Below are 24,997 nucleotides of genomic sequence, written 5' to 3' on the forward strand. Positions count from 1 at the left end.
TCCTTAATGTTGTTCGTCAGGCATCGGCCGTTCGGCCGCTTGCGCGCCGCCGGCAGGGGCGTCCTGCACAGGCGGCTGGTCGGGCGCTGGCTGCGCGGTAGACTCGTCGGCAGGCGCCTCAGGCTGTTCGGCCTCGTCGGTACTTGGTTGTGGTTGGGGTTGCGGCTGCGGCTGCGGCTCTGGCTGCGATTGCGGCGCGGGGCTGGAGCGGTAGTCCGCACGGCGCTTGAGCTGGAACTCGCGCACCGCCGAGTTGTGGTCGTCGAGGTCGTCGGAAAACACGTGGCTGCCATCGCCACGAGCGACGAAGTACAGGCTGGTGCCATCGGACGGGTTGAGCGCCGCGTGAATCGCTTCGCGACCGACCATGGCGATCGGGGTCGGCGGCAGGCCGGTGATGGTGTAGGTGTTGTAAGGCGTCGGCTCGCGTAGGTCGGCGCGGGTGATCTTGCCGTTGTAGCGCTCACCCATGCCGTAGATCACCGTAGGGTCGGTCTGAAGCATCATGCCCAGGCGCAGGCGCCGCACGAAAACGCCGGCGATCTGCCCGCGCTCCTGGGGAATGCCGGTCTCCTTCTCTACCAGCGAGGCCATTATCAGCGCCTGGTACGGGTCACGGTATGGCAGGTCGGTGGTGCGCTCGGCCCATTCCTTGGCCAGCACTTCGTCCAGGCGCATGTAGGCCTGCTGCAGCAACTCGACGTCGCTCATGCCGCGCACGAAGCGGTAGGTGTCCGGGAAGAAGCGCCCCTCGGGGAACACATCGGTATGGCCGAGCTTGTCCATCACTTCCGAATCGGACAGCCCATCCAGCGTATGCTTGATCTTTTCATGCTTGGCCACGGCCGAGCGCACCTGGCGGAAGGTCCAGCCTTCGACCAGGGTCAGGTTGTACTGCACCACGTCGGCCCGACGCCAGGCATCGAACAACTGCTCCACGGTCATGCCGGGAGTCAGGCGGTATTCGCCGGTGTGCAGGGGGGTGCCGGCCATGTTGAAACGCCAGTACAGGCGCAACCAGACGGCGTCGTCGAGCAACCCTTCGTTCTGCATGCGATAGAACATGCGATTGGGGGTGGTGCCATTTGGCACGTCGAGCAGGCGCTCCTGCGTCACGTGCAGGGGCTGCTCCAGGACCGAGTTGACCTTCCAGGCCGACCAGCCCACGGCAAGGCCGGCGAGGATCAAGCCCATTTCCAGCAGCAGCAGGAATTTACGTCTCACGAATTCAGGTTTCCAGTAACGTACGGGCAACGGCCTGCAGTTTACGGGTGAGCGGGCCCGGCGACCAGTTTAGCGCGGCAACGCCACGCACGGGCCAGACACCGTAGACGCTGTTGCAGACAAATACTTCATCTGCCTGCTCCAGCGCGTCGAACGGCAGGTCGCAGACCTGCACCGGGATGCCCAGCAGCGCTGCCTGTTCCAGCAACGCGGCCCGCATCACGCCAGCGACGCCACAGCGGCTGAGGTCGGCCGTGAACAGCACGCCATCGCGCACCAGGAACAGATTGCTGTACACCCCTTCGATCACCCTGCCCTGCCCATCACGCATCAGGCCTTCGGCATGTTCGCTGTCCTGCCATTCGGCACGGGCCAGCACCTGTTCCAGGCGGTTGAGGTGTTTGAGGCCGGCCAGCAGCGCTTGTTCCCCAAGCCGGGTCTGGCACGGGAACAGGCGCACGCCATGCTCGGCATGTTCGACAGGATAGCTGGGCAACGGGCTGCCCTGCAGAATACGGCGCGGCGCGGCACCGGCAACCGGTGCGTAACCGCGCTGGCTGTCACCACGAGTAAGGATGAGTTTGGCTACGCCATCGCCGAGCTGGCTGGCATAGCGCAGGAGTTCGTCGCGCACCAGCGCCAGGTCGGCACTGATTGCCAGGCGCTGGCAGCCCAGCGCCAGGCGTGCGAGGTGGCCGTCCAGCAGGCTGGGCCGGCCGCCGCGCACGGCGATGGTCTCGAACAGCCCATCGCCGTAGGCCAGGCCGCGGTTCTGCAGGTTGACTGCAGCCGCCGGCTGGCCATCGATCCAGCTTTGCATCAATCGGCGAACCGGCGGAATACCAGCGAACCGTTGGTGCCGCCAAAGCCGAACGAGTTGGACAGCACCACATCGATCGGCATGCTGCGCGCCTGGTGCGGTACGAAGTCGAGGTCGCAGCCTTCGTCCGGCTCGTCCAGGTTGATGGTGGGCGGAGCCATCTGGCTGTTGATCGCCAGCACGCTGAAGATCGCTTCCACGGCACCGGCGGCGCCCAGCAGGTGGCCGGTCATCGACTTGGTCGAGCTGACCGCCAGCTTGTAGGCATGCTCACCGAACACGCGCTTGATCGCCGCCACTTCGGCCACGTCGCCAGCAGGGGTCGAGGTGCCATGGGCGTTGATGTAGCTGACCTCTTCCGGCTGGATGCCGGCATCACGCAGGGCGTTGGCCATGCAACGGGCAGCGCCTTCGCCGGTGTCGGGTGGCGAAGTCATGTGGTAGGCGTCACCGCTCATGCCGAAGCCGACCAGCTCGGCATAGATGGTCGCGCCGCGGGCCTTGGCGTGCTCCAGCTCTTCGAGCACCAGGGCACCGGCACCGTCGGACAGCACGAAGCCGTCACGGCCCTTGTCCCACGGGCGGCTGGCCCGGGTCGGCTCGTCGTTGCGAGTGGACAGTGCACGGGAGGCACCGAAGCCGCCCATGCCCAGGCCGCAGGCGGCCATTTCGGCGCCGCCGGCGATCATCACATCGGCTTCACCGTAGGCGATGTTGCGCGCGGCCATGCCGATGCAGTGGGTACCAGTGGTGCACGCGGTGGCGATGGCGTAGTTCGGCCCTTGCAGCCCCAGGTGGATCGACAGGAAGCCGGAGATCATGTTGATGATCGAGCCAGGCACGAAGAACGGCGAAATGCGACGCGGCCCCGAATCGTGCAGGGTGCGGCTGGTTTCTTCGATGTTGGTCAGGCCGCCGATACCCGAGCCCATGGCCACGCCAATACGCTGGCGGTTGGCGTCGGTGACTTCCAGGCCGGCATTACGCACTGCCTGGAACCCGGCCGCCAGGCCGTACTGGATGAACAGGTCGAGCTTGCGGGCCTCTTTGGCCGACAGGTATTGCTCGACCTCGAAGCCTTTCACCGAGCCGCCAAAACGGGTGGAGTAGGCAGACAGGTCCGTGTGTTCGATCGGACCGATGCCACTGCGGCCAGCCAGAATGCCCTGCCAGGTGCTCGGTACATCAGTACCCAGTGGCGACAGCATACCCATACCGGTGACCACGACGCGTCTACGCGACACAGTACTCTCCTTTTCTAATGACAGAGTTTCTTGCCATTGCATTCAAGCAATGGAATGAAATGGCAACAAGCTCTTGGTACCCGGTGAACGAGCCCGATCTGCAAAACGCAGGGTGCTCGCAAAGAAAAAACCGCACGCCGGCAAAGGCAGTGCGGTTTTTCCCGACAAGAAGCGTCGACTACAGCGTCTTAGGCCTGGTGGGCTTTGACGTAGTCTACAGCAGCTTGAACGGTAGTGATCTTCTCGGCTTCTTCGTCAGGGATTTCGGTCTCGAATTCCTCTTCCAGAGCCATCACCAGCTCAACGGTGTCAAGCGAATCGGCACCCAGGTCATCGACGAAGGACTTCTCGAGAGTCACTTCCTCTTCCTTGACGCCCAGTTGCTCGGCGACGATTTTCTTGACGCGTTCTTCGATGTTGCTCATACCTAGGTTTACTCCTAATGGATATATGTCAGGCAGCTGGCCGGTGGCTAATTTTATAGAAAGACGTTCGCTTTTCAAGCTAAACGCACCTTCACACCAGTCACCACACCCGCTGCCTGGAATCTGGTTGCAGCTTTATAACGGATTTTAGGCTCGCAGTATGACTCTTTTTTTACGAAATCCGTCACATTGAGTTGCAGTGTTACATGTACATCCCGCCGTTGACCGGCACGGTGGCGCCGGTTACGTAGGCTGCGCCGTCGGATGCCAGGAACGAAACCACCTTGGCGATTTCGTCTGCCTGGCCCAGGCGGCCCAGCGGAATCTGGGTCTGCAGGGCTTCGCGCTGCGCTTCTGGCAGCTCACGGGTCATGTCGGTGTCGATGAAGCCCGGGGTCACCGAGTTGACGGTGATGCCACGCGAGCCCACTTCACGCGCCAGGGCGCGGCTGAAGCCTTCCAGGCCGGCCTTGGCGGCCGCGTAGTTGGCCTGGCCGGCGTTGCCCATGGCACCGACGACCGAGCCGATGCTGATGATACGGCCCCAACGTGCCTTGGTCATGCCACGCAGCACGCCCTTGGACAGACGGTAGAGGCTGTTCAGGTTGGTATCGATCACGTCGAACCACTCGTCGTCCTTCATGCGCAGCATGAGGTTGTCACGGGTGATACCGGCGTTGTTGACCAGGATGGCCGGTGCGCCGAACTGCTCGCCGATGGCGGCCAGCACAGCTTCAACCGATTCGGCGCTGGTCACGTTCAGTTCCATGCCGGTACCGGTGATGCCGTGTTCTTTCAGGGTGGCAGCAATGCGCTCGGCGCCGGAGGCCGAAGTGGCGGTGCCGATCACGGTCGCGCCCTGGCGGCCCAGCTCGAGGGCGATGGCCTGGCCAATGCCACGGCTGGCGCCGGTGACCAGTGCAACTTTACCTTGCAGGCTCATGCAAGCTTCTCCAAATCAGGCCAGTGCCGCGCGGGTGGCGGCGACGGCGTCAGGGGTATTGAGGTTGTAGGTGGTCACGCCATCGGCGCAACGCTTGTTCAGGCCAGCCAGGACCTTGCCCGGGCCGCACTCGACCAGGTTGACCGCACCATTAGCGGCCAGGGTCTGCACGCATTCGACCCAGCGCACTGGCTGGTACAGCTGCGCCATCAGGTCGTGCTTGAGGGCATCGAGGTCAGCGGCAACGGCAGCGGTGACGTTCTGCACCACGGGAATTTGCGGGGCGTGCCACTCGATGGCGTTGACCGACTCGGCAAAGCGCTCGGCAGCCGGCTTCATCAGCGCGCAGTGCGACGGCACGCTGACCGCCAGCGGCAGGGCGCGCTTGGCACCCTTGGCCTTGCACAGCTCGATGGCGCGATCGACGGCGGCCTTGTTGCCGGCGATGACCACCTGGCCTGGCGAGTTGAAGTTGACCGCGCTGACCACCTGGTCTTCGGCCGCTTCGGCGCAGATTTCCACGACCACGGCGTCATCCAGGCCGAGAATGGCGGCCATGGCGCCATGACCGGCCGGCACGGCTTCCTGCATCAGCTGGCCACGGCGCTCGACCAGGCGCACGGCATCTTTCAGGCTCAGGCTGCCGGCGGCAACCAGAGCGCTGTATTCACCCAGGCTGTGACCGGAGACGAAGGCCGGCCTGGCACCGCCCTCTTCCAGCCACAGGCGCCACAGCGCGATGGACGCGGTGAGGATGGCCGGCTGGGTCTTGTCGGTCTGGTTGAGTTGTTCTTCCGGGCCTTCCTGGACCAGCTTCCACAGGTCGTAACCGAGTGCCTCGGACGCTTCCTTGAAGGTTTCGATGATCACTGGCTTCTCGGCGCCGAGCTCGGCGAGCATGCCCAGCGACTGGGAACCTTGACCGGGAAAGACGAATGCGAGAGATGCAGACATTGAACAAGCCCTTATGATCTTGTCGTCGGATAGGGTGCGCCGGGCTTTGGGCCAGGCGCGGAATCTGAAAGCTTGGATGGATACCCAGACCAAGCGGTCACATTTAAGCACTTCAGCGGCGATATGCCTAAGGTCTTTATTCCTTCAGCACCGACCCTTTCGCGGGTAAACCCGCTCCCACAGGGTTACCACAGACCTGAAGGTTGTGGAGCACCTGTGGGAGCGGGTTTACCCGCGAAGGGGCCGGTACAGGCTACAACAGCAGGTCCTCGAGCCGCCCATGCAAGCGCTGCGGCAGGTTTTCCTGGATCTCGATCAACGCCCGCTGGATGGCACTCTGGAAGCCCTGCACCCCCGCCGAGCCATGGCTCTTGATGACGATGCCCTGCAAACCCAGGAAACTCGCGCCATTGTGCCGCGCCGGTGCCAGGTCGGCCTGCAGGCGCTTGAGCAGCGGCATGGCCACGGCCCCGGCTGCCCGCGACAACATGCCACCCTTGAACAACTGCTCGATGCGCGCGCCGATCATCGTCGCCAGCCCCTCGCTCGACTTGAGCAGGATATTGCCGACGAACCCGTCGCACACCACCACATCGGCTTCGCCGCGATACAACCCGTCACCTTCGACGAAGCCTATGTAGTTGAGCCCGCGGGCGTTCTGCAACAGGCTGGCCGCCAGCTTGACCTGCTGGTTGCCCTTGATGTCCTCGGTACCGATGTTCAGCAGCGCCACGCGCGGCCGCTGCACACCCAGGGCCTGGGCGGCCACCGAGCCCATCACGGCGAACTGGTAGAGGTTCTCGGCGCTGCAGTCGACGTTGGCGCCAAGGTCGAGCAACTGGCAGTAACCGGTCTGGGTCGGGATCGCCGCCACCATGGCCGGCCGGTCGATACCCGGCAGTGTCTTGAGCACGAACCGCGAGAGCGCCATCAGCGCCCCGGTATTGCCGGCGCTGACGCAGGCCTGGGCCTTGCCGTCGCGCACCAGTTCGAGGGCGATGCGCATCGACGAATCCGGCTTGCCGCGCAGCGCCTGGGATGGCCGCTCGTCCATGCCGACCACCTCGCTGGCGGCCACGATTTGCAGGCGCGCGCGATCCGCAGCCGCAAGGCCGCTGACAAGATCTTCAAGGAGGGAGGGTTGACCGACGAGGGTCAGGTGCAGCGAGGGGGTAGCCGAAAGGCAGGCAATGCTAGCCTGGACAATGCTGCGGGGACCGAAGTCCCCGCCCATTGCGTCGATCGCGATGATCTGAGCGGACAAGGATTACTCGTCAGCGCCCTTGTCGACCACTTTGCGACCACGGTATACGCCTTCTGGCGAAACGTGGTGACGCAGGTGTACTTCACCGGTGGTTTTCTCTACCGACAGCGCGTTTTCCGACAGGGCGTCGTGCGAACGGCGCATGTCACGGGCAGAGCGGGATTTTTTGTTCTGCTGAACAGCCATAATTGATTAACTCCTAAACGTTTGGGTCACGCTTTAACTGCGCCAAAACACTGAACGGGTTGGACCGCGATACCTCGTCCTTGCTCGATTCGGGCTCGTCTGCGCCCGCCGGCTGCTGGCATTCTTCCGGATGATGAGCAGGCACAATTGGCAAGGCGAGCAGAAGCTCCTCCTCGATCAATGCCTGCAGATCCAAAGGATCTTCGCCCAGTTCCAGCACGTCATAGCCTTTCGGCAACGACTGGGTATTCGCACCCTCCTTCACCACGGCGTATGTACATTCGCTGTGGATCGGCAGGGTGACCAGCTCAAGACAACGCTGGCAAACCATCTTGACCTCGACGTCCAGCTCGCTGTGGATAACCACCACGTGCTGTTCATCTCGTTCAAAATCGAACTTCGCCTGCACCGTACCGACATTGTCGGAAAGCGGGTCGCAGAGTCTTTCCAAATCAGCGAGTTGCAGCGAACCGTTAAGGGTTACGCCACGATCGGCTAATTTGCGCGGGTCAACGTGAGGTGGAATCGGGTCATTCAACATAGGCGCAGCATTCTAGGGATGCCCCCCGCCCCTGTCAAAGGAAATTCGGCGGCATCGTGCGTGATAGAATTTGTTCAACTGATTCAGGAGTCTACCATGCTTCCTCTGTTACTGGCTTCCAGCTCTGCCTACCGCCGCGAACTGCTTGCGCGCCTGCGCCTGCCCTTCACCTGGGCAAGCCCCGATATAGACGAGCGGCGCCTGGATGACGAACCGGCGGTGGAGCTGGTGCGCCGGCTGGCCAGGCAAAAAGCCGAGGCCCTGGCAGGCAGCCACCCCGGGCACCTGATCATCGGTTCGGACCAGGTTGCGGTGCTGGGCGAGCAGGTACTGGGCAAGCCGCACACCTTCGAGCGGGCCTGCGAGCAGCTGCTGGAGTGCAGCGGGCAGCAGGTGAGCTTCCTGACCGGACTGGCATTGCTGAACAGCGCCACCGGGCACTGCCAGGTGGACTGCGTGCCGTTTACCGTGACCCTGCGCGAACTGGACCGGGAGCGAGTGGAACGCTATGTAGCGGCGGAACAGCCGCTGGACTGCGCCGGCAGCTTCAAGGCCGAGGGGCTGGGGGTGAGCCTGTTCCAGAGCACGCACGGGTGCGATGCGACCAGCCTGATCGGGCTGCCACTGATTAGATTGGTGGATATGCTGACCAAAGAAGGGGTGGTGATTCCGTAACCCGCCTTGAGATTTTTAGCGCCTGCGAGATCGAGCGCCGCCCGCGCGGCGCTTCGCAGCACAAGGCTGCTCCTACATCTGTTTCGGGCCAGTAACGCCTGTGCCAATGCGCGCGACCGCCTTGTTTGTCCGGCACGAAATCGAGGTGGACGCCAAGGGGCCGCGCGCCTTTGCCTCAGGAATAATTGGCCCGAAACAGATGTAGGAGCAGCCTTGTGCTGCGAAGCGCCGCGCGGGCGGCGCTCGATCTCACAAACACCGCAAAACGGGCGACGAACCCTCAGCGCAACTGCGGCCCCTGGAACCCCATCCACATCGCCAGGCGCTCAGCCACGCTGGCCCCAACGCGCTTGGAGAAGCGATCGAGCGCAGACTCCTGCACGGTGAAGTCCACCAACTCCTTCTCGCCCACGATCTCGCGCGCCACATAGCTGGCACTGCCCAGCCCGTCCACCAGGCCCAACTCCTTGGCCTGCTCGCCCGACCAGACCAGGCCACTGAACAGCTCCGGATGCTCCTTGTCCTTCAGGCGTTCGCCCCGCCCCTGCTTGACCATGGCAATGAACTGCTGGTGCGTGGTATTCAGCACGCCCTGCCAGAACTCGGTCTCTTCCGGCTTCTGCGGCGAGAACGGATCGAGGAAGGCCTTGTGCTCGCCTGCAGTGTAGGTGCGCCGCTCCACACCCAGCTTCTCCATGGTGCCGACAAAGCCATAACCGGCCGCCGTCACACCAATCGAACCCACCAGGCTGGCCTTGTCGGCATAGATCTCGTCCGCCGCACTGGCGATGTAGTAGGCACCGGAAGCACCAAGGTCGGCGATGACCGCATACAGCTTGATGGCCGGGTATTCGGCCCGCAGACGGCGGATTTCGTCATACACGTACCCCGACTGCACCGGGCTGCCTCCCGGGCTGTTGATGCGCATCACCACAGCCTTGGTCTTGCTGTCCTTGAACGCCTCGCGCAGGCTTTTGACGATATTGTCGGCGCTGGCTGGCTCCTGGTCGGCAATCACCCCGCGTACCTCAACCAGCGCGGTATGGCTGGCACTGCGCGACGCGGCCTTGTCCATGTCCATCAACGGTGTGAACAGGATCAGGATGCCGAACAGGTAGACGAAGGTCAGCAACTTGAAGAAGATCCCCCAGCGTCGCGCCCGGCGCTGCTCCTGAACGCCTGCCAGCAGGGTCTTTTCCAGCAGCTTCCAGCTCTTGCGCTCTTCGCGCTCCTCGGGTTCGGCCTCGGGGGCTTTCCATTCGTCTGCCATGCTTACCTACCTTGGAAATGGAATTGCGGAACCACCCAGCCACTCACGCAACTGGGAAAAATGATCGATGCACACCTGCGGACCAAACTCGGCAAGCGCCCGCAGCGACATGGCACCGTAGCCCACGGCCACCGAATGCATGCCGGCATTGCTGGCCATCTGCAGGTCGAATGCCGAATCGCCAACCATCAGCGCACGCCCCGGTTCGACACCGCAATGGCCGAGAATTTCCTCGAGCATCAGCGGGTGCGGCTTGCCGCGGGTCTCGTCGGCGGCGCGGGTGATGTCGAAGAACTGCTCCCAGCCATTGGCCTTGAGCACCCGGTCCAGCCCGCGACGCGCCTTGCCGGTGGCCACCGCCAGGCGGTAACCCTCGGCACGGAAGGCATCCAGCGACTCGACCACACCCTCGAACAGCGGCGAGGGCTGCTGGTCCAGGGCCATGTAGATATCGGCATAGTGCTGACGGAAGCTTTCGACCTGAGCAGGCGCCAGGTGCGGGTACAGGGTGTGGATCGCCTCGCCCAGGGCCAGGCCGATGATGCCCTTGACCGCATCCTCGCTGCTTTGCGCCTCACCGGCACGCTCGGCGGCGGCGTTCATGGCCTCGACGATACGCCCGATCGAGTCGGCCAGCGTGCCGTCCCAGTCGAAGATCAGTAGCTCATAGCCTTTTTTCATGGATCAGGACGCACTCAGACGTTCAACGGTTTTCGCCCAGACTTCATCCACTGGCGCCTCGAGCTTCAGCTCGCCACCATCCGGCAGCGGTACGGTCAGTGCGTAGGCATGCAGGAACAGGCGCTTGCCGCCCAAGTCGCGAATTTCACGACTGAAGTCTTCGTCGCCGTACTTGCTGTCGCCAGCGATCATATGCCCGGCATGCAGGGTGTGCACGCGGATCTGGTGGGTACGACCGGTGATCGGGCGCGCCTCGACAATGGTGGCGAACTCGCCGAAGCGGCGCAGCACACGGAACAGGGTCAGCGCCTCCTTGCCCTCGTCGTTCACCTCGACCATGCGCTCGCCGGAGCGCAGGTTGCTCTTGAGCAACGGCGCGTTGACCTGCTTCTTCGAGGTCGGCCAGTGGCCGCGCACCAGCGCCATGTAGCGCTTGTCGACACCGTCGCCGCGCAGCGCGGCGTGCAGGTGGCGCAGCATGCTGCGCTTCTTGGCGATCATCAGCAGGCCGGAGGTGTCGCGGTCCAGGCGGTGCACCAGCTCCAGTTCCTTGGCGTCCGGGCGCAGCTGGCGCAGCGCCTCGATCACGCCGAAGCTCAGGCCGCTGCCGCCATGCACGGCGATGCCGGCCGGCTTGTTCATCACGATCAGCGCCTTGTCTTCGTAGACGATGGCCGCTTCCAGGCGCTGCAGCAGGCCCTGGGCTACCGGCGCCGGCTCGTCACGTTCCGGCAGGCGGACGGGCGGTACCCGCACGATGTCGCCGGCCTGGATCTTGTACTCCGGCTTGACGCGCCCCTTGTTGACCCGTACTTCACCCTTGCGCAGGATGCGGTACACCAGGGTCTTGGGCACGCCCTTGAGGGCCGTGATGAGGAAATTGTCGATGCGTTGGCCGGCAAGCTCCGGCGCGACTTCGATCAGCTGAACGCCGGAAGTCGGAGGGGTATTGGTCGTCATGGCGGGATCATAACAATTTTTTATGGAATTGAAGCACTTAATCATTGCTGCTATAGTCGCGAACGCCGCCAAAAGCGGCAGGCCAGCGGCACCAGGCTCCTAGCCGGTCCCTGACCAACGCAATTCTCCAGGACGCGAGGCCGTCCTACGGGGTTTTCGCCAGTTTACCGAATTGCCTGGAATCGCCACCAGCGCTGTGTAGAGAAGACCGAAAAAAAACGACAAGTGCGGTGTTTCACCTGCTTACCCGATTCTTTTCGCTGCACCTCTGCCCGCCCCGTCGCTTCCACGCAACGCCCGGCGAATGCTTCGGAAATACCTGCCTTGGACATGAATGGCGCCAGCGCAGAACCTGCGTTGGCGAAAAATGCAACCCGTTGCGGATTCAGCGCGCGGCAGCACCCGAATTATCAGGGATACGTGCAGGGTGGAGATGCACAGCCCTCGGACCGTGTAGCACCGCGTCCGGCCCACCAGCCCACTGAACGGCTGGCGAGCGGATAAGGTCCTGAACAGATGCCTCCGGGCGTCCACGGCTGACGGTTGATTCCTCCTCCTGACTGAGTGCACAAGGCCCGCTTGGTTGATTCGGATTCCAATTCGAAGCCACCGGGGCCTTGTTGGCACCGCAGCAAACAGGACGCGTCGTCGCGACAACGGCAGGCTGGGCAACCGGCTGGTGCCGAACGTCGCTCGACACGGGGGTGGCCCGGCCACCCTTTGCGCACCTTGGCACCGACCATGAGACGTCGTGTGTGCCGAACGCCGTTTCCGGCAGCCCGGAAACCGACGGTACAACATGAAAAGAATGCTGATTAACGCGACTCAACCCGAAGAGTTGCGTGTAGCCCTGGTGGACGGCCAACGTCTCTACGACCTGGACATCGAGTCCGGCGCGCGCGAGCAGAAAAAGGCCAACATCTACAAAGGCAAGATCACCCGCATCGAACCCAGCCTCGAAGCCGCCTTCGTCGACTTCGGTTCCGAACGTCACGGCTTCCTGCCGCTGAAAGAAATCTCCCGCGAATACTTCAAGAAAGCCCCCGAAGGGCGGGTCAACATCAAGGAAGTACTGAGCGAAGGCCAGGAAGTCATCGTCCAGGTCGAGAAGGAAGAGCGTGGCAACAAAGGCGCCGCCCTCACCACCTTCATCAGCCTGGCCGGCCGCTACCTGGTGCTGATGCCGAACAACCCGCGCGCCGGCGGCATCTCCCGCCGCATCGAAGGCGAAGAGCGCAACGAACTGCGTGAAGCCCTGAACGGCCTGACCGTGCCGGGCGACATGGGCCTGATCGTGCGCACTGCCGGCCTTGGCCGCAGCAGCGAAGAAATGCAGTGGGACCTCGACTACCTGCTGCAGCTGTGGACCGCCATCAAGGAAGCGTCCCAGGACCGCGCCGCGCCATTCCTGATCTACCAGGAAAGCAACGTCATCATTCGCGCCATCCGCGACTACCTGCGCCAGGACATCGGCGAAGTGCTGATCGACAGCATCGATGCCCAGGAAGAAGCTCTGACCTTCATCCGCCAGGTGATGCCGCAGTACGCCAGCAAGGTGAAGCTGTACGAAGACAGCGTGCCGCTGTTCAACCGCTTCCAGATCGAAAGCCAGATCGAGACCGCCTTCCAGCGCGTGGTCGACCTGCCGTCCGGCGGTTCGATCGTGATCGACCCGACCGAAGCCCTGGTGTCCATCGACATCAACTCGGCGCGCGCCACCAAAGGCAGCGACATCGAAGAAACCGCCCTGCAGACCAACCTGGAAGCGGCCGAGGAAATCGCCCGCCAGCTGCGCCTGCGTGACATCGGCGGCCTGATCGTCATCGACTTCATCGACATGACCCCGGCGAAAAACCAGCGCGCCGTCGAAGAACGTGTTCGCGAGTGCCTGGAAGCCGACCGCGCCCGCGTTCAGGTCGGCCGCATCTCGCGCTTCGGCCTTCTGGAAATGTCCCGTCAGCGCCTGCGCCCTTCGCTGGGCGAAAGCAGCGGCATCGTCTGCCCGCGCTGCTCCGGCACCGGCATCATCCGTGACGTCGAATCGCTGTCGCTGGCCATCCTGCGCCTGATCGAAGAAGAAGCCCTGAAGGACCGCACCGCCGAAGTTCGTGCCCAGGTGCCGATCCCTGTGGCTGCCTTCCTGCTCAACGAGAAGCGCAACTCGATCACCAAGATCGAACTGCGTACCCGTGCGCGCATCATCATCCTGCCGAACGATCACCTGGAAACCCCGCACTTCGAAGTCCAGCGCCTGCGCGACGACAACCCGGAAGTGCTGAGCAACCAGTCCAGCTACGAGATCGCCGCAGCCGAAGCCGAAGAAGCGCCGCAGCCGACCGCCACTCGCACCCTGGTTCGCCAGGAAGCCGCGGTCAAGACCGCCCCGGCCCGCGCCAACGCGCCGGTACCGGCCACCGTCGAAGAACCGCAGCCAGCCGCACCGGTCGCCCCTGCCCCGGTCGCCCCGGAGCCAAGCCTGTTCAAGGGCCTGGTGAAGTCGCTGGTAAGCCTGTTCGCCGGCAAGGAAGAGCCTGCCGCCGCGCCGGTTGTCACTGCCACCGAGAAGCCGGCCGCCGAGCGCAGCCCACGCAACGAAGAACGCCGCAACGGCCGCCAGCAAAGCCGCAACCGCAACGGCCGCCGCGACGAAGAGCGCAAGCCGCGTGAAGAGCGTGCCGAGCGTGCACCTCGTGAAGAACGTGCCCCGCGCGAAGAGCGTGCACCACGTGAAGAACGCGCCCCACGTGAAGAGCGTGCACCGCGTGAAGAACGTGCACCACGCCAGCCACGCGAAGACCGCCGTGGCAACCGTGGCGAAGAGCGCGTGCGCGAACTGCGTGAGCCACTGGACGCTACCCCTGCCGAGCGTGAGGAACGTCAGCCGCGCGAGGAGCGTGTAGCCCGTGAAGAACGTGCCCCGCGTGAAGAGCGTGCACCTCGCGAGGAACGCGCCCCACGTGAGGAGCGTGCTCCACGTGAAGAACGCGCCCCGCGTGAGGAGCGTGCTCCGCGTGAAGAACGCGCACCTCGCGAAGAACGTGCTCCTCGTGAAGAACGTGCTCCTCGTGAAGAGCGCGCACCTCGTGAAGAACGTGCTCCACGCGAAGAACGTGCTCCTCGCCCACCACGCGAAGAGCGTCAGCCACGCGTAGCCGAAGAAGCCGCCGAGCAGGCTGCCGAGCTGGCTGAAGAGCAACTGCCGAACGAAGAGCTGCTGCAGGACGAACAGGAAGGCACCGATGGCGAGCGCCCGCGCCGCCGTTCCCGTGGCCAGCGTCGTCGCAGCAACCGTCGTGAGCGTCAGCGCAACGCCAACGGCGAGCTGATCGATGGCAGCGAGGAAGAAGGCAGCGAAGAGCAGCCACAACCGCATCAGGCCACCGAGCTGGGTGCCGAGCTGGCTGCCGGCCTGGCCGTGACTGCCGCTGTCGCCAGCAGCAACATCAGTGCCGACGCCGAAGCCCAGGCCAACCAGCAGGCCGAGCTTGCCACCGCCGAAGTCGCCGCCGTAGCGGAAACCGACAACAGCGAAGTCGCCCAGCCGGTCGAGCAGGCCGAGAAGGTCGAGCAGGTCGAAGCTACTGCCGTGGCTGAAGAAGTGGCTGTGGCCCCGGTGGTCGAGCAGCCGGTCAGCGAGCCTGTGGCCGTGGTCGAGGCAACTGCCGAGCCAGTGGTCGAAGTCGCTCCGCAGCCAGTGGTCGACGAAGCACCTGCTGCCGAACCGGTAGTGGTTGCCGAAGCACCGGTAGAAGCGCCTGCCGTCGAGGCCGGTGAAATCGAGCAGGCCCCGGTCGTGATCGAAGCCGCTCCGGTTGCCGAGCAACCTGCCCCGGTTGTCGAGGCCCAGCCAGAAGTGGTGGCAGAGCCTGCCCCAGTGGCCGTCGAGCCTGCACCGGTCGAAGCCCCTGCGCCGGTGGAACCTGCCACTGTCATGCTGGCCAACGGCCGTGCGCCGAACGACCCGCGTGAAGTGCGTCGCCGCAAGCGTGAGGCCGAGGCTGCCGCCAAGGCCGCACAGGAAGCTGCTGCAGCCACCGAGGAGCCAGCCCTGGAAGCCACTGATGAGCAAAAGCCTCATCACGGTTGATAGCCAAGGCTGAATGAAAAAGCCCCGCCAGTGCGAACTGGCGGGGCTTTTTCTTGGCTGGACGTTTTTCCTGTACCGGCCTCTTCGCGGGTAAACCCGCTCCCACAGGGGCCCCACTACCCTCAGGCCCTGTGAGGTCCCTGTGGGAGCGGCTTTAGCCGCGAAAGGGCCAGCCCAGGCACTGAATCAGTAGAGGTTAGGCTCCATCTCCAGCTCGACCCCGAACCGCTCGAGGATATCGGCCTGGATCCGCCGCGCCAGCGCATGCATCTGCGCCCCGCTCGCCTGGCCGTAGTTGACCAGCACCAACGACTGCAAACGATGCACCCCGGCATCCCCCTCGCGGTGGCCCTTCCAGCCTGCCTGTTCGATCAGCCAGCCTGCCGCCAGCTTCACCTGGCCATCGGCCTGGGGATAAGCCACCACTCCCGGGTGCTGCGCACGGATACGCTCGACCAGTTCCGCCGAGACCACCGGGTTCTTGAAGAAGCTCCCGGCATTACCCAGCTCTGCCGGGTCTGGCAGCTTCTCGCGGCGAATGCTGCAGATCGCCTCGCTGATCGCCTGCGCGGTCGGCTCGGTCACGCCCTGCTCTGCCAACCGCTGGCGCACCGGGCCGTAATCCAGGTGAGCCTGCAGCGTGCGGCTCAGGGCAAAGCGCACACGCAGGATCAACCAACGCCCAGGGTTGCGCTTGAACAGGCTGTCGCGATACCCAAAGGCACATTCAGCCAGGCCGAAGTCACGCAACTCGCCGGTCTCACGGTCCAGGGCGGTCAGGCCGACGAATACGTCCTTGATCTCCACGCCATAGGCGCCCACGTTCTGCATCGGCGCGGCACCCACGGTGCCGGGGATCAGGCTGAGGTTCTCCAGCCCGCAACACCCCTGCGCCAGTGTCCACTGCACAAACGGGTGCCAAGGCTCACCGGCCTCGGCCTCGACCACGATACGTTCGCTATCGTCGCTGAGCACGCGTCGGCCACGGCTGGCCATATGCAGCACCAGCGCATCGATATCGCGGGTCAGCAGCAGGTTGCTGCCACCGCCAATCACCAGCACCGGCACGCCGGTTTGCTGCGCCTGGGCCAGCGCCTGGCGCACCTCCTGGTCATCATGTACCTGGGTGAAATACCGCGCCTTCACGTCGATGCCAAAGGTGTTGTAAGGCTTGAGCGATACCTGCTCCTGCCACTGCACTGTCATAGCCGCCCCTTGATTTCCAGGACCAGCGCCTGGCACGCCGCTTCAACCAGGTCGAGCACCTGCTCGAAGCCATCGGCGCCGCCGTAGTACGGGTCTGGCACTTCATCCAGTGCTGCGCCATAGCGGCGCAGGAACAGGTCGAGCTCCCCCACTGCCGTGTGCGGGCGCATCGCACGCAAATGGCCAAGGTTGCTCTCGTCCATGGCCAGGATCAGGTCATATTCGGCAAAGTGCGCCGCCTTGACCTGCTGGGCGCGTTGCTGCGAAAGGTCATAGCCACGCGCCAGCGCTGCCTTGCAGGTGCGGCTGTCAGGCGCCTTGCCGACGTGCCAGTCGCCGGTGCCGGCCGAGGCCACATGCACCCGGTCGGCAAGCCCGGCAGCCTGCAATTGATGGCGCAGCACGCCTTCGGCGGTGGGCGAGCGACAGATATTGCCGAGGCAGACGAACAGGACGCGCATCAGGCCTCCAGCAAGCGCCGTACGCGCTCCAGGTCTTCAGGGGTATCCACGCCCACGGCAGGCGCCTCGATGGCGTCTTCGACGTGGATGCGCACGCCATGCCACAGGGCACGCAGCTGCTCCAGCGCTTCGGTCTGCTCGAGCCAGCACGGGCCCCAGCTGACGAAGTCCTGCAGGAAGCCGACGCGGTAGGCGTACATGCCGATATGGCGGCGATACGGCACGCCTTCTGGCAACAGGTTGCGGTCCTTGGCAAAAGTATCGCGGGCCCAGGGCAGCGGCGCACGGCTGAAGGTCAGGGCCAGGCCGTTCTTGTCGCTGATTACCTTGACCGCGTTGGGGTTGAACACGGTTTCCGGCTCATGGATCGGTTCGGCCAGGGTGGCGATACCGGCTTCCGGGTGCGCCGCCAGGTTGGCTGCCACCTGGTCGATGATCACCGGCGGGATCAGCGGTTCGTCGCCCTGCACGTTGACCACGATGGCATCGGCAGGCAGGCCGAGGTGCGCGGCCACTTCGGCCAGGCGGTCGGTGCCGGACTCATGGTCGGCACGGGTCAGCAGCACTTCGGCGCCGAAGGCCTTGCAGGCCTCTACGATGCTGGCGTCGTCGGTGGCGATGACCACGCGGCTGGCGCCGCTCTTGCGGGCCTGTTCCCACACATGCTGCACCATCGGCTTGCCGGCGATCGGCAGCAATGGCTTGCCCGGCAGGCGCGTGGAGCGCAGCCGGGCGGGGATCACCACGGTGAAATCCAGGCTCATTTGTCCAGACGCTCTTCATCAGTCAGGGTGCGCGCCTCGCTTTCCAGCATGACCGGGATGCCGTCGCGGATCGGGTAGGCCAGGCCGGCGCCCTTGCTGATCAGCTCGGTCTTGTCGGCACTGAGCTTGAGCGGGCCCTTGGTGATCGGGCAGGCCAGGATATCGAGCAGTTTGGTGTCCATTTGAGGCTTCCTTTAGGCCAGGTGGCCGGGAATTGAAAAAGGGCTCAGGGCTTGCGCAGCAAGCGTTGCAACTGGTTGTCGAACCAGGCACCGAAGGCCGGCGTCGGCTGCGCCTCGACGGCCAGGTACCACCAGTCGTCAGCGGCGAAGGCCCGGCATTTCACCGCATCCTTCTCGGTCATGACCAGCGGCAGCGGCGGGCTGAAGGCCAGGCTCTGGGCGCTGAACTGCGCATGGTCGGCAAAGGGGTGCGGCACCGGCTGCCAGTTTAGCCCCAGCAGGGTATTGAAGAAACGTTGCGGGTTGCCGATACCGGCCACCGCGTGCAGGCGTTGGCCTGCGGGGAAATGGTCGAGCGCGCGGCGCTCGCCGCTGCGCAGGTTGACCAGGGCGGACGGCTTCAGGCAGAAGCCGAAGCCATCGGCGCGGTCTGCGCTGGCGCCGTTGTAAAGCACCGCGTCAGCCTCGTGCAGGCGTTCGGCCGGCTCACGCAACGGCCCCGCCGGCAGGCAGCGGGCATTGCCCAGGCCGCGGGCGGCATCGATCAGCACCAACTCCAGGTCGCGGGCCAGGCGGTAGTGCTGCATGCCGTCGTCACACAGGATCAGGTCGAGGGGTTCGCTGGCCAGCAGTGCCTGCACCGCGCGCGAGCGGTCGGGGTCGATCATCAGCGGCACGCCGGTGCGCTGCACGATCAGCAGCGGCTCATCGCCGGCCTGCTCGGCGGCCTGGTCGGCCTGCACGCGCCAGGGTAGCTGCGGCGGCTTGGCGCCATAGCCACGGCTGACCACGCCCACCTTCAGCCCCTGCTGGCGGCAGTGCTCGATCAGCCAGAGGATCATCGGCGTCTTGCCGGTACCGCCCACGGTGATGTTACCCACCACGATGACCGGCACCGGGGCCCGGTAGCTGGCACTTTCGCCACTGAGAAAACGCGCCCGCTTGCGCGTGACCACGCGGCGATACAGTGCCTCCAGCGGGCGCAGCAGCGCCAGGGCCGGGTGCCCGGCGTACCAGGCGGCGAGCAGACGGTCGGCGAAGGCCATCAAGGTGTGCCCTGGGCCGCCTCGACAGTGGTCATGCGCAACTGGCTGAAACCGAGCTTGCCGGCGGCATCCATCGCAGTGACCACGGCCTGGTGCGGGGTCTTGCCGTCGGCGCTGATGGCCAGCGGCAGCTTGTTGTCACCGCCCGACTCACGCTCGATCGCTTCGCTCAGGGTGGCCAGGTCGCTTTTAGGCAGCAGGTGGTTGTTCACCGAGTACACGCCTTCGGCGCTGATGGTGATTTCCACCAGCTTGCCCTGGTCGGGCGGCGCCTGCTCGGCGCTGGCGGCTTCGGGCAGCTCGACGCGCAGCTGGGTCTCGCGGGTGAAGGTGGTGGTGACCACGAAGAACAGCAGCAGGACGAACACCACGTCGATCAGCGACGCCAGGTTGATGTCGACGCTCTCCCGCTGGCGATTGCGCCGGAACTTCACGCCTTGCCTCCGGCCACTTCCACTTCACGGTCGCCCTGGATCACTTCCACCAGCTTGATCGCTTCCTGCTCCATGCCGACTACCAGCTCGTCGATGCGGCGCAGCAGGAAGCGGTGGAAGAATACCGCCGGGATACCGACCATCAGGCCGGCCGCGGTGGTGACCAGGGCCTTGGAGATACCACCGGCCAGCACTGCGGCGTTGGCGGTCATCTGCGAGCCCATGAAGGCGCTGAAGATGTCGATCATGCCCAGCACGGTGCCCAACAGGCCCAGCAGCGGAGCCATGGCGGCGATGGTGCCGAGGGTGCTGATGTAGCGTTCCAGTTCGTGGATGACGCGCGAGGCGGCCTCCTCGATGCATTCCTTCATGATTTCGCGGCCATGGCGCGAGTTGGCCAGACCGGCGGCAAGGATTTCGCCCAGTGGCGAATCGGCGCGCAGGGCCTTGAGCTTGTCACTGGTCAGTTGCTTGTCCTTGATCCACATCCACACCTGGCCCAGCAGGTGCGGCGGGGTGACGCGGCTGGCGCGCAGGGTCCACAGGCGCTCGACGACGATAGCCATGGCAGCGATGGAGCTCAGAATGATCGGCAGCATCATCCAACCACCGGACTTGACCAATTCCCACACAGTAAACGCCCCTTCGGAAAAAGGCCGCCACTCTACCATAGGCGCGCCGGGGGCTCATCTGCCGGAGGTCAGGGAAATGGGTTGGGGGGGTGGGGGTTCGCCATGACAGTTGCAGCGCCTGCGAGATCGAGCGCCGCCCGCGCGGCGCTTCGCAGCACAAGGCTGCTCCTACATCTGTTTCGGGCCAATTATTCCTGAGGCAAAGGCGCGCGGCCCCTTGGTGTCCACCTCGATATCGTGCCGGACAAGCAAGGCGGTCGCGCGCATTGGCACAGGCGTTACTGGCCCGAAACAGATGTAGGAGCAGCCTTGTGCTGCGAAGCGCCGCGCGGGCGGCGCTCGATCTCACAGGCGCTGAAAATGTAATGGCAAGCACCTGCAAGCCACTACACCTCACTGCGCCCGAACCCGCCAAAACCGCCGCTGACCCCGCACACCCTCCACCTCCCCCTGCCTCCCCAACACCAACCGCAACGCCCCCTGCTCCGCTGTGTCATGCATCACCACCCCATGCCGCCGATAACGTTCGACCACCTGCGCGTGCGGGTGCCCGAAGCTGTTGTTGCGCCCGCGCGAAATCAGTACCCCGCGCGGCGCGGTGGCGCGGATGAAGGCCTCGCTGGACGAACTGCGGCTGCCATGGTGCGGCGACTGCAGCCAGTCGATCCGCGGCGCTTCTGTGGCCGCCAGCCAGGCCCGTTCGGCACCGGCTTCCATATCTCCCGCCAGCAACAACCGCTCACCCTGCGCCTCGACCAGCAACACGCAGGAGCGGTCATTGCTGCTCTGCCCATCAGCCCAGCGCCACAGGGAAAAGCGCACGCCATCCCACGTCCACTGGTCGCCACTGACACAAGGCTGCAGTTGCATGTCATCCAGCACTTCGCCGCCGATCACCCGTTCGACCGGCAGGCCACGCATGATTGCGCCAGCACCACCGGCGTGGTCGGCATGGGCGTGGCTGACCAGCATCAGGTCCAGGCTGCCCACCCCTAGCTTGCGCAAGGTCGGCAACACCACCCGCTCGCCCAGGTCGCTCTCGCCCCTGGCAGGCCCGGCGTCGTACAGCAGGTCGTGATGCCGAGTGCGCAACAGCACCGCCAGCCCCTGGCCGACGTCCAGCTGCCAGACCTCGACCTGGCCGAACGGCACCGTCTCCCGGGGTACCCACAGCGCCAGCAGCATTACGCCACCCAACCCGCGCAGTGGTACGCCACGGGGCATCAAAACCAGCAGCGCACCCAGGCACACCAGCAGCCAGGCCCACAACGGCAGGGCTGGTGGCAGCCACGCCGGCTGCTGCGCCGCCAGCGCCAGCAGCCGGAAAAGCACATCAAGCAAACCACCCGCCAGCCAGAGCAGCGCCTCCCCTACCCCGCCCAACGGCAGCAGCAAAGTGCCCAGCAACGCCAATGGCAGCACTGCCAAGCTGACCCACGGCACCGCAACAAGGTTGGCCAGCGGCGCACTCAAGCTCACCGGCAAGCCCGTAGCCAGCAGTACCGGCAGCAAGCCGATCGCAATCACCCATTGCGCCCGCGTCCAGGCCTGCCAGGGCCGCCAGTTGCCCAGGCGGGCACTGAAGCAATAGACAAGCGTGGCCACGGCTGCGAACGACAGCCAGAACCCGGGCAGCAGCGCGGCCAACGGCTCTAGCAGCAGCACGGCAACCAGCGCCAGCAGCAACGGCAAGGTCGCACCCAGTTGGCGAAAACGCAGGCGCCAGAGCAACACCACGGCCAGCATCAGGCAGGCACGCTGCACCGGTACACCGCCACCAGCCAACCAACCGTAGGCCAGTGCCGCAGCCATGGCCAGGCCACATGCCCAGGGCAGCCAGGGCAACCGAGCGGGCCACAGCCCCCAACGCGCCAGCCCGGCAACCAGGCCATACAGCAAGCCGGCAACCAGGCCGATGTGCTGGCCAGAGATCACCAGCAGGTGCACCGTGCCGGTGGCCTGCAACGTTTGCCAGTCCTCCCGGGCCAGGCCCGCCCCGTCGCCAAGCACCAGCGCCACCAACGCTGCCTGCCGGCCATTGGCCTCGACTGCCAGCAGGCGCTGGCGCAGCGTGTCGCGCCAGCCGCCGGCAACCGGCGCCAGCAACTGCCCGGCCTTGACCGTACCGGTCGCACCGACGCGCCGCGCCAGCAATTGCGCCTCACGGTCCGGCCCATGCGGGTTGAGCAGCCCCGCCGGGCGCTGCAAGGTCACCGCCAGCCGCCACTGCTCGCCCGCGCGCAGCGGCGGGCCGTCGAACCAGCTCAGTTGCAGGCGCTGCGGCAGCTCTGCCCGCCGCGAGCGGGCCGCGTCCAGCTCGAAACGCACACCCTGCGCAGTCCGGGTCGGCAGGCCGACCACCTGGCCCTCAAGCCACAAGGTGCGGCCATCCAGCCCGGTGGCCAGGCGGTCATCCAGCGCCTGCTGCGCCGACCAGCAGGCCCAACACAGGCCCAGCAGAAAACAGCCCAGTGGCCACAGCCGGGTGAACAGGCCGAGGCCACCGACTGCAGCCAGCAGCACCAGCCATCCGACCGATGGCAATGCGGGGAGAAAGCCCAGGCACAACAGCCCGAGCGCGAGCGCAAACATCCCTGTGCGCATGAAGTAGAGCTCCAGAAGCGAAATCACCTTCTGAGGCATAGCCCAATTGCCGGCAGCGCTTGCTCAACAATTGTCACAAACTCTAAACGAGGCTGAGCGGGAATCAGGGCATACTGCCCGGATCAACGCTCCGGGAGCCTACATGCCGCGCCGACTTTTCAAACGCTACATGCCGGACCCGACCAGTATTCGGGAACACAAGTCCTTACGCTTTTTCGGCAAGTTGCTGCATGACCCGAACCTCTGGCACCTGAACCGCCATTCGGTGGCGAGGGCCATGGGCGTTGGCCTGTTCGCGGCGCTGATCCCGATGCCGGCGCAGATGCTGCTGGCCGCCGCGCTGGCCATTCCGCTGCGCGGCAACCTGCCGATCGCGGTCAGCCTGGTATGGCTGACCAACCCGCTGACCATGCCACCGGTGTTCTTCGTCACCTACATGACCGGCGCCTGGCTGATGCAGGTACCGCCGCGCACCCTGCCCGACGAGCTGACTTTCCAGTGGATCACCGACCAGCTGTCGACGCTGTGGCAACCCTTCCTGCTCGGCTCGGTAGTGTGCGGCGTGGTGCTGGGCATCCTCGGCTACTTCACCACCATGCTCTACTGGCGCTGGTGGGTGGGCCGGCAGTGGCGTCTGCGCCAATGCCGGTGCAAGGTGTCAGGCACGCATGCCGCGGCCGCTGACCAGCAGGCGAACGCACACCAGGTAGAGCACCGCGGTGGCGACCAGCATGAAGGTAATCGCCGTGCCAATGCTGATATCCGACACCCCTAGGATGCCGTAGCGGAACGAGTTGACCATGTGCAGCACCGGGTTGGCCAACGACACGGTCTGCCAGAACGGCGGCAGCAAGTTGATCGAGTAGAACACCCCGCCCAGGTAGGTCAGTGGCGTCAGCACGAAGGTCGGGATGATCGAGATGTCGTCGAAGTTGCGCGCGAACACCGCGTTGACGAAGCCCAGCAGCGAGAAAATGGTGGCGGTCAGCAGCACCACGACCACGGTCACGCCCAGGTGATGCACCTGCAGATGGGTGAAGAACAGCGACAGGAAGGTCACGATCACGCCCACCGCCAAGCCACGCAGCACGCCACCCAGCACATAACCGACGAGGATGGTGTGTGGCGATACCGGCGACACCATCAGCTCTTCGATGGAGCGCTGGAACTTGCTGCCGAAGAAGCTCGACACCACGTTGCCGTAGGAGTTGGTGATCACCGACATCATGATCAGCCCCGGCACGATGTATTCCATGTAGGTGAAGCCACCCATGTCGCCGATCTGCCGGCCGATCAGGTTACCGAAGATGACGAAGTACAGGACCATGGTGATCGCCGGCGGCAGCAGGGTCTGCGGCCAGATACGCAGGAAGCGCCGCACTTCGCGGTAGACGATGGTGTTCAGGGCGACCCAGTTGGTGCGTAGTTCCACACTCATACGGCCACCTTCGACAGGTTTTTTTCCACCAGGGACACGAACAGCTCCTCGAGTCGGTTGGTCTTGTTGCGCAGGCTCTGCACCTCGATGTTCTGCAGCGCCAGCTGGCCGAACAGCGCGGTGATGCCGATGTCCTTTTCCACCTGCACTTCCAGGGTGTGCGGGGTCAGCAACCGGCACGGGTAGCCCTGCAGCACCGGTGCAGTGGCCAGGTCCTGCTTGATGTCGAGCACGAAGGTTTCGACATGCAGCTTGCCCAGCAACTGGCGCATGCTGGTGTTCTCGACGATGGTGCCGTGGTCGATGATGCCGATGTTACGGCACAGCTGCTCGGCCTCTTCCAGGTAGTGGGTGGTGAGGATGATGGTGATGCCCTTCTGGTTCAGCTCGGTGAGGAAGCTCCACATCGAACGGCGCAGTTCGATGTCCACACCGGCGGTGGGCTCGTCGAGAATCAGCAGGCGCGGCTCGTGGATCAGTGCACGGGCAATCATCAGGCGGCGCTTCATGCCCCCCGACAGCGAACGCGATTGCACGTCACGCTTGTCCCACAGGCCGAGCTGGGTCAGATACTGCTCGGCACGCTCCTTGGCCACCTTGGGCGGGATGCCGTAGTAACCGGCCTGGGTCACGACGATGTCGAAGGTTTTCTCGAACTGGTTGAAGTTGAACTCCTGCGGCACCACGCCCAGGCAGCGCTTGAGCGCCGAGGGCTCGCGGTCCAGGTCGTGGCCGAACACGTTGACCGTGCCGCTGGTCTTGTTGACCAGGGTGGAGAGGATGCCGATGGTGGTGGACTTGCCCGCGCCGTTGGGGCCGAGCAAGGCGAAGAAGTCGCCTTCGGCAACATCCAGGTCGATGCCCTTGAGGGCCTGGAAGCCGTTGCCGTAGGTCTTGGTCAGCTGTCGGATGGACAGGGCGGAACTCATAGCGGGTCACTTACCGAGAAAAAGGTG

24 protein-coding genes and 1 pseudogene are annotated in these 24,997 nt (G+C 64.7%); 3 read left to right on the forward strand and 22 right to left on the reverse strand.

Features of this window, described 5'->3' with window-relative positions; all coding sequences use genetic code 11:
* Positions 1–3 precede the first annotated feature (3 nt).
* The 9 genes from mltG to ABIB24_RS23700 form a co-directional block, all read right to left on the reverse strand.
* A complete protein-coding gene (mltG, locus tag ABIB24_RS23660) occupies positions 4–1,224 on the reverse strand; it encodes an endolytic transglycosylase MltG (protein WP_354317352.1) in 1,221 nt (406 codons plus the stop codon).
* 4 nt (positions 1,225–1,228) lie between these two features.
* The gene (pabC, locus tag ABIB24_RS23665) at positions 1,229–2,044 is read right to left on the reverse strand and encodes an aminodeoxychorismate lyase (protein ID WP_137163278.1); all 816 of its coding nucleotides are present in this window, start codon (positions 2,042–2,044) and stop codon (positions 1,229–1,231) included.
* Positions 2,044–3,288: a beta-ketoacyl-ACP synthase II gene (fabF, locus tag ABIB24_RS23670; RefSeq protein WP_025338216.1), complete on the reverse strand. Its 1,245-nt coding sequence runs from the start codon at positions 3,286–3,288 to the stop codon at positions 2,044–2,046. The genes pabC and fabF overlap by 1 nt, the downstream gene beginning before the upstream one ends.
* Positions 3,289–3,476: 188 nt before the next feature.
* The gene (acpP, locus tag ABIB24_RS23675; RefSeq protein WP_016715141.1) at positions 3,477–3,713 is read right to left on the reverse strand and encodes an acyl carrier protein; all 237 of its coding nucleotides are present in this window, start codon (positions 3,711–3,713) and stop codon (positions 3,477–3,479) included.
* A gap of 202 nt (positions 3,714–3,915) precedes the next feature.
* Positions 3,916–4,656, reverse strand: coding sequence for a 3-oxoacyl-ACP reductase FabG (gene fabG / locus ABIB24_RS23680; protein WP_003247160.1), 741 nt, complete (start codon positions 4,654–4,656; stop codon positions 3,916–3,918).
* A gap of 15 nt (positions 4,657–4,671) precedes the next feature.
* Positions 4,672–5,610, reverse strand: a complete 939-nt coding sequence (gene fabD / locus ABIB24_RS23685; protein ID WP_354317354.1) for an ACP S-malonyltransferase — start codon at positions 5,608–5,610, stop codon at positions 4,672–4,674.
* A 253-nt stretch (positions 5,611–5,863) separates the two neighbouring features.
* A complete protein-coding gene (plsX, locus tag ABIB24_RS23690; protein WP_354317356.1) occupies positions 5,864–6,874 on the reverse strand; it encodes a phosphate acyltransferase PlsX in 1,011 nt (336 codons plus the stop codon).
* Between the two features lie 3 nt (positions 6,875–6,877).
* Complete coding sequence (gene rpmF, locus ABIB24_RS23695) at positions 6,878–7,060, reverse strand: 50S ribosomal protein L32 (protein ID WP_003247154.1); 183 nt, start codon at positions 7,058–7,060, stop codon at positions 6,878–6,880.
* A 13-nt stretch (positions 7,061–7,073) separates the two neighbouring features.
* A complete protein-coding gene (locus ABIB24_RS23700) occupies positions 7,074–7,601 on the reverse strand; it encodes a YceD family protein (protein WP_012313431.1) in 528 nt (175 codons plus the stop codon).
* 96 nt (positions 7,602–7,697) lie between these two features.
* Between ABIB24_RS23700 and ABIB24_RS23705 the strand changes: the two genes are divergently transcribed.
* Complete coding sequence (locus tag ABIB24_RS23705; protein WP_063911718.1) at positions 7,698–8,276, forward strand: Maf family protein; 579 nt, start codon at positions 7,698–7,700, stop codon at positions 8,274–8,276.
* Between the two features lie 280 nt (positions 8,277–8,556).
* Here the strand turns inward: ABIB24_RS23705 and sppA are convergent, their stop codons facing one another.
* Genes sppA through rluC form a run of 3 tightly spaced genes read right to left on the reverse strand, consistent with a single transcriptional unit; the run spans position 8,557 to position 11,187 of the window.
* Positions 8,557–9,546 (reverse strand): signal peptide peptidase SppA, encoded by a 990-nt coding sequence (sppA, locus tag ABIB24_RS23710; RefSeq protein ID WP_013971572.1) that lies wholly within the window; start codon positions 9,544–9,546, stop codon positions 8,557–8,559.
* A gap of 6 nt (positions 9,547–9,552) precedes the next feature.
* Entirely contained in the window at positions 9,553–10,227 is a 675-nt protein-coding gene (locus tag ABIB24_RS23715) for an HAD family hydrolase (protein ID WP_075044131.1), read from the reverse strand.
* 3 nt (positions 10,228–10,230) lie between these two features.
* Complete coding sequence (rluC, locus tag ABIB24_RS23720) at positions 10,231–11,187, reverse strand: 23S rRNA pseudouridine(955/2504/2580) synthase RluC (RefSeq protein ID WP_025338212.1); 957 nt, start codon at positions 11,185–11,187, stop codon at positions 10,231–10,233.
* 799 nt (positions 11,188–11,986) lie between these two features.
* On the opposite strand from rluC, the gene rne reads away from it, so the two are divergent.
* Positions 11,987–15,274: a ribonuclease E gene (rne, locus tag ABIB24_RS23725; protein WP_354317357.1), complete on the forward strand. Its 3,288-nt coding sequence runs from the start codon at positions 11,987–11,989 to the stop codon at positions 15,272–15,274.
* Positions 15,275–15,460: 186 nt separating this feature from the next.
* Here the strand turns inward: rne and murB are convergent, their stop codons facing one another.
* The 8 genes from murB to ABIB24_RS23765 all read right to left on the reverse strand — a co-directional run bounded on the left by murB (position 15,461) and on the right by ABIB24_RS23765 (position 22,603).
* Positions 15,461–16,480: a UDP-N-acetylmuramate dehydrogenase gene (gene murB, locus ABIB24_RS23730; protein WP_354317358.1), complete on the reverse strand. Its 1,020-nt coding sequence runs from the start codon at positions 16,478–16,480 to the stop codon at positions 15,461–15,463.
* The gene (locus ABIB24_RS23735; RefSeq protein WP_003259973.1) at positions 16,477–16,941 is read right to left on the reverse strand and encodes a low molecular weight protein-tyrosine-phosphatase; all 465 of its coding nucleotides are present in this window, start codon (positions 16,939–16,941) and stop codon (positions 16,477–16,479) included. The genes murB and ABIB24_RS23735 overlap by 4 nt, the downstream gene beginning before the upstream one ends.
* Positions 16,941–17,705, reverse strand: coding sequence for a 3-deoxy-manno-octulosonate cytidylyltransferase (gene kdsB / locus ABIB24_RS23740; protein WP_025338209.1), 765 nt, complete (start codon positions 17,703–17,705; stop codon positions 16,941–16,943). The genes ABIB24_RS23735 and kdsB overlap by 1 nt, the downstream gene beginning before the upstream one ends.
* Positions 17,702–17,887 (reverse strand): Trm112 family protein, encoded by a 186-nt coding sequence (locus ABIB24_RS23745; RefSeq protein ID WP_011532874.1) that lies wholly within the window; start codon positions 17,885–17,887, stop codon positions 17,702–17,704. Before ABIB24_RS23745 ends, kdsB begins: the two co-directional genes overlap by 4 nt.
* Positions 17,888–17,931: 44 nt before the next feature.
* Entirely contained in the window at positions 17,932–18,933 is a 1,002-nt protein-coding gene (lpxK, locus tag ABIB24_RS23750) for a tetraacyldisaccharide 4'-kinase (RefSeq protein ID WP_137163272.1), read from the reverse strand.
* Positions 18,933–19,367 carry a flagellar polar localization protein PocB gene (gene pocB, locus ABIB24_RS23755; RefSeq protein WP_025338207.1) on the reverse strand — a complete coding sequence of 145 codons (435 nt, stop codon included), beginning with the start codon at positions 19,365–19,367 and terminating at the stop codon, positions 18,933–18,935. The genes lpxK and pocB overlap by 1 nt, the downstream gene beginning before the upstream one ends.
* Positions 19,364–19,999 carry a flagellar polar localization protein PocA gene (gene pocA / locus ABIB24_RS23760; protein WP_016391244.1) on the reverse strand — a complete coding sequence of 212 codons (636 nt, stop codon included), beginning with the start codon at positions 19,997–19,999 and terminating at the stop codon, positions 19,364–19,366. The genes pocB and pocA overlap by 4 nt, the downstream gene beginning before the upstream one ends.
* A 393-nt stretch (positions 20,000–20,392) precedes the next feature.
* Positions 20,393–22,603 (reverse strand): DNA internalization-related competence protein ComEC/Rec2, encoded by a 2,211-nt coding sequence (locus ABIB24_RS23765; RefSeq protein WP_354317360.1) that lies wholly within the window; start codon positions 22,601–22,603, stop codon positions 20,393–20,395.
* Between the two features lie 142 nt (positions 22,604–22,745).
* Here ABIB24_RS23765 and ABIB24_RS23770 point away from each other — a divergent pair.
* Positions 22,746–23,252 (forward strand): annotated as a pseudogene (locus tag ABIB24_RS23770) (DUF2062 domain-containing protein); the annotation flags it as partial.
* Positions 23,253–23,261: 9 nt separating this feature from the next.
* Here ABIB24_RS23770 and ABIB24_RS23775 read toward each other — a convergent pair.
* Together ABIB24_RS23775 and ABIB24_RS23780 are read right to left on the reverse strand one after the other, a co-directional pair.
* On the reverse strand, positions 23,262–24,041 hold the full coding sequence (locus ABIB24_RS23775; protein WP_003260104.1) for an ABC transporter permease: 780 nt from the start codon (positions 24,039–24,041) through the stop codon (positions 23,262–23,264).
* A complete protein-coding gene (locus ABIB24_RS23780; protein ID WP_085693398.1) occupies positions 24,038–24,970 on the reverse strand; it encodes an ABC transporter ATP-binding protein in 933 nt (310 codons plus the stop codon). Before ABIB24_RS23780 ends, ABIB24_RS23775 begins: the two co-directional genes overlap by 4 nt.
* Positions 24,971–24,997 lie beyond the last annotated feature (27 nt).

The sequence above is a fragment of the Pseudomonas sp. UYEF17 genome, assembly GCF_040546125.1.
Taxonomy (GTDB): domain Bacteria; phylum Pseudomonadota; class Gammaproteobacteria; order Pseudomonadales; family Pseudomonadaceae; genus Aquipseudomonas; species Aquipseudomonas putida_Z.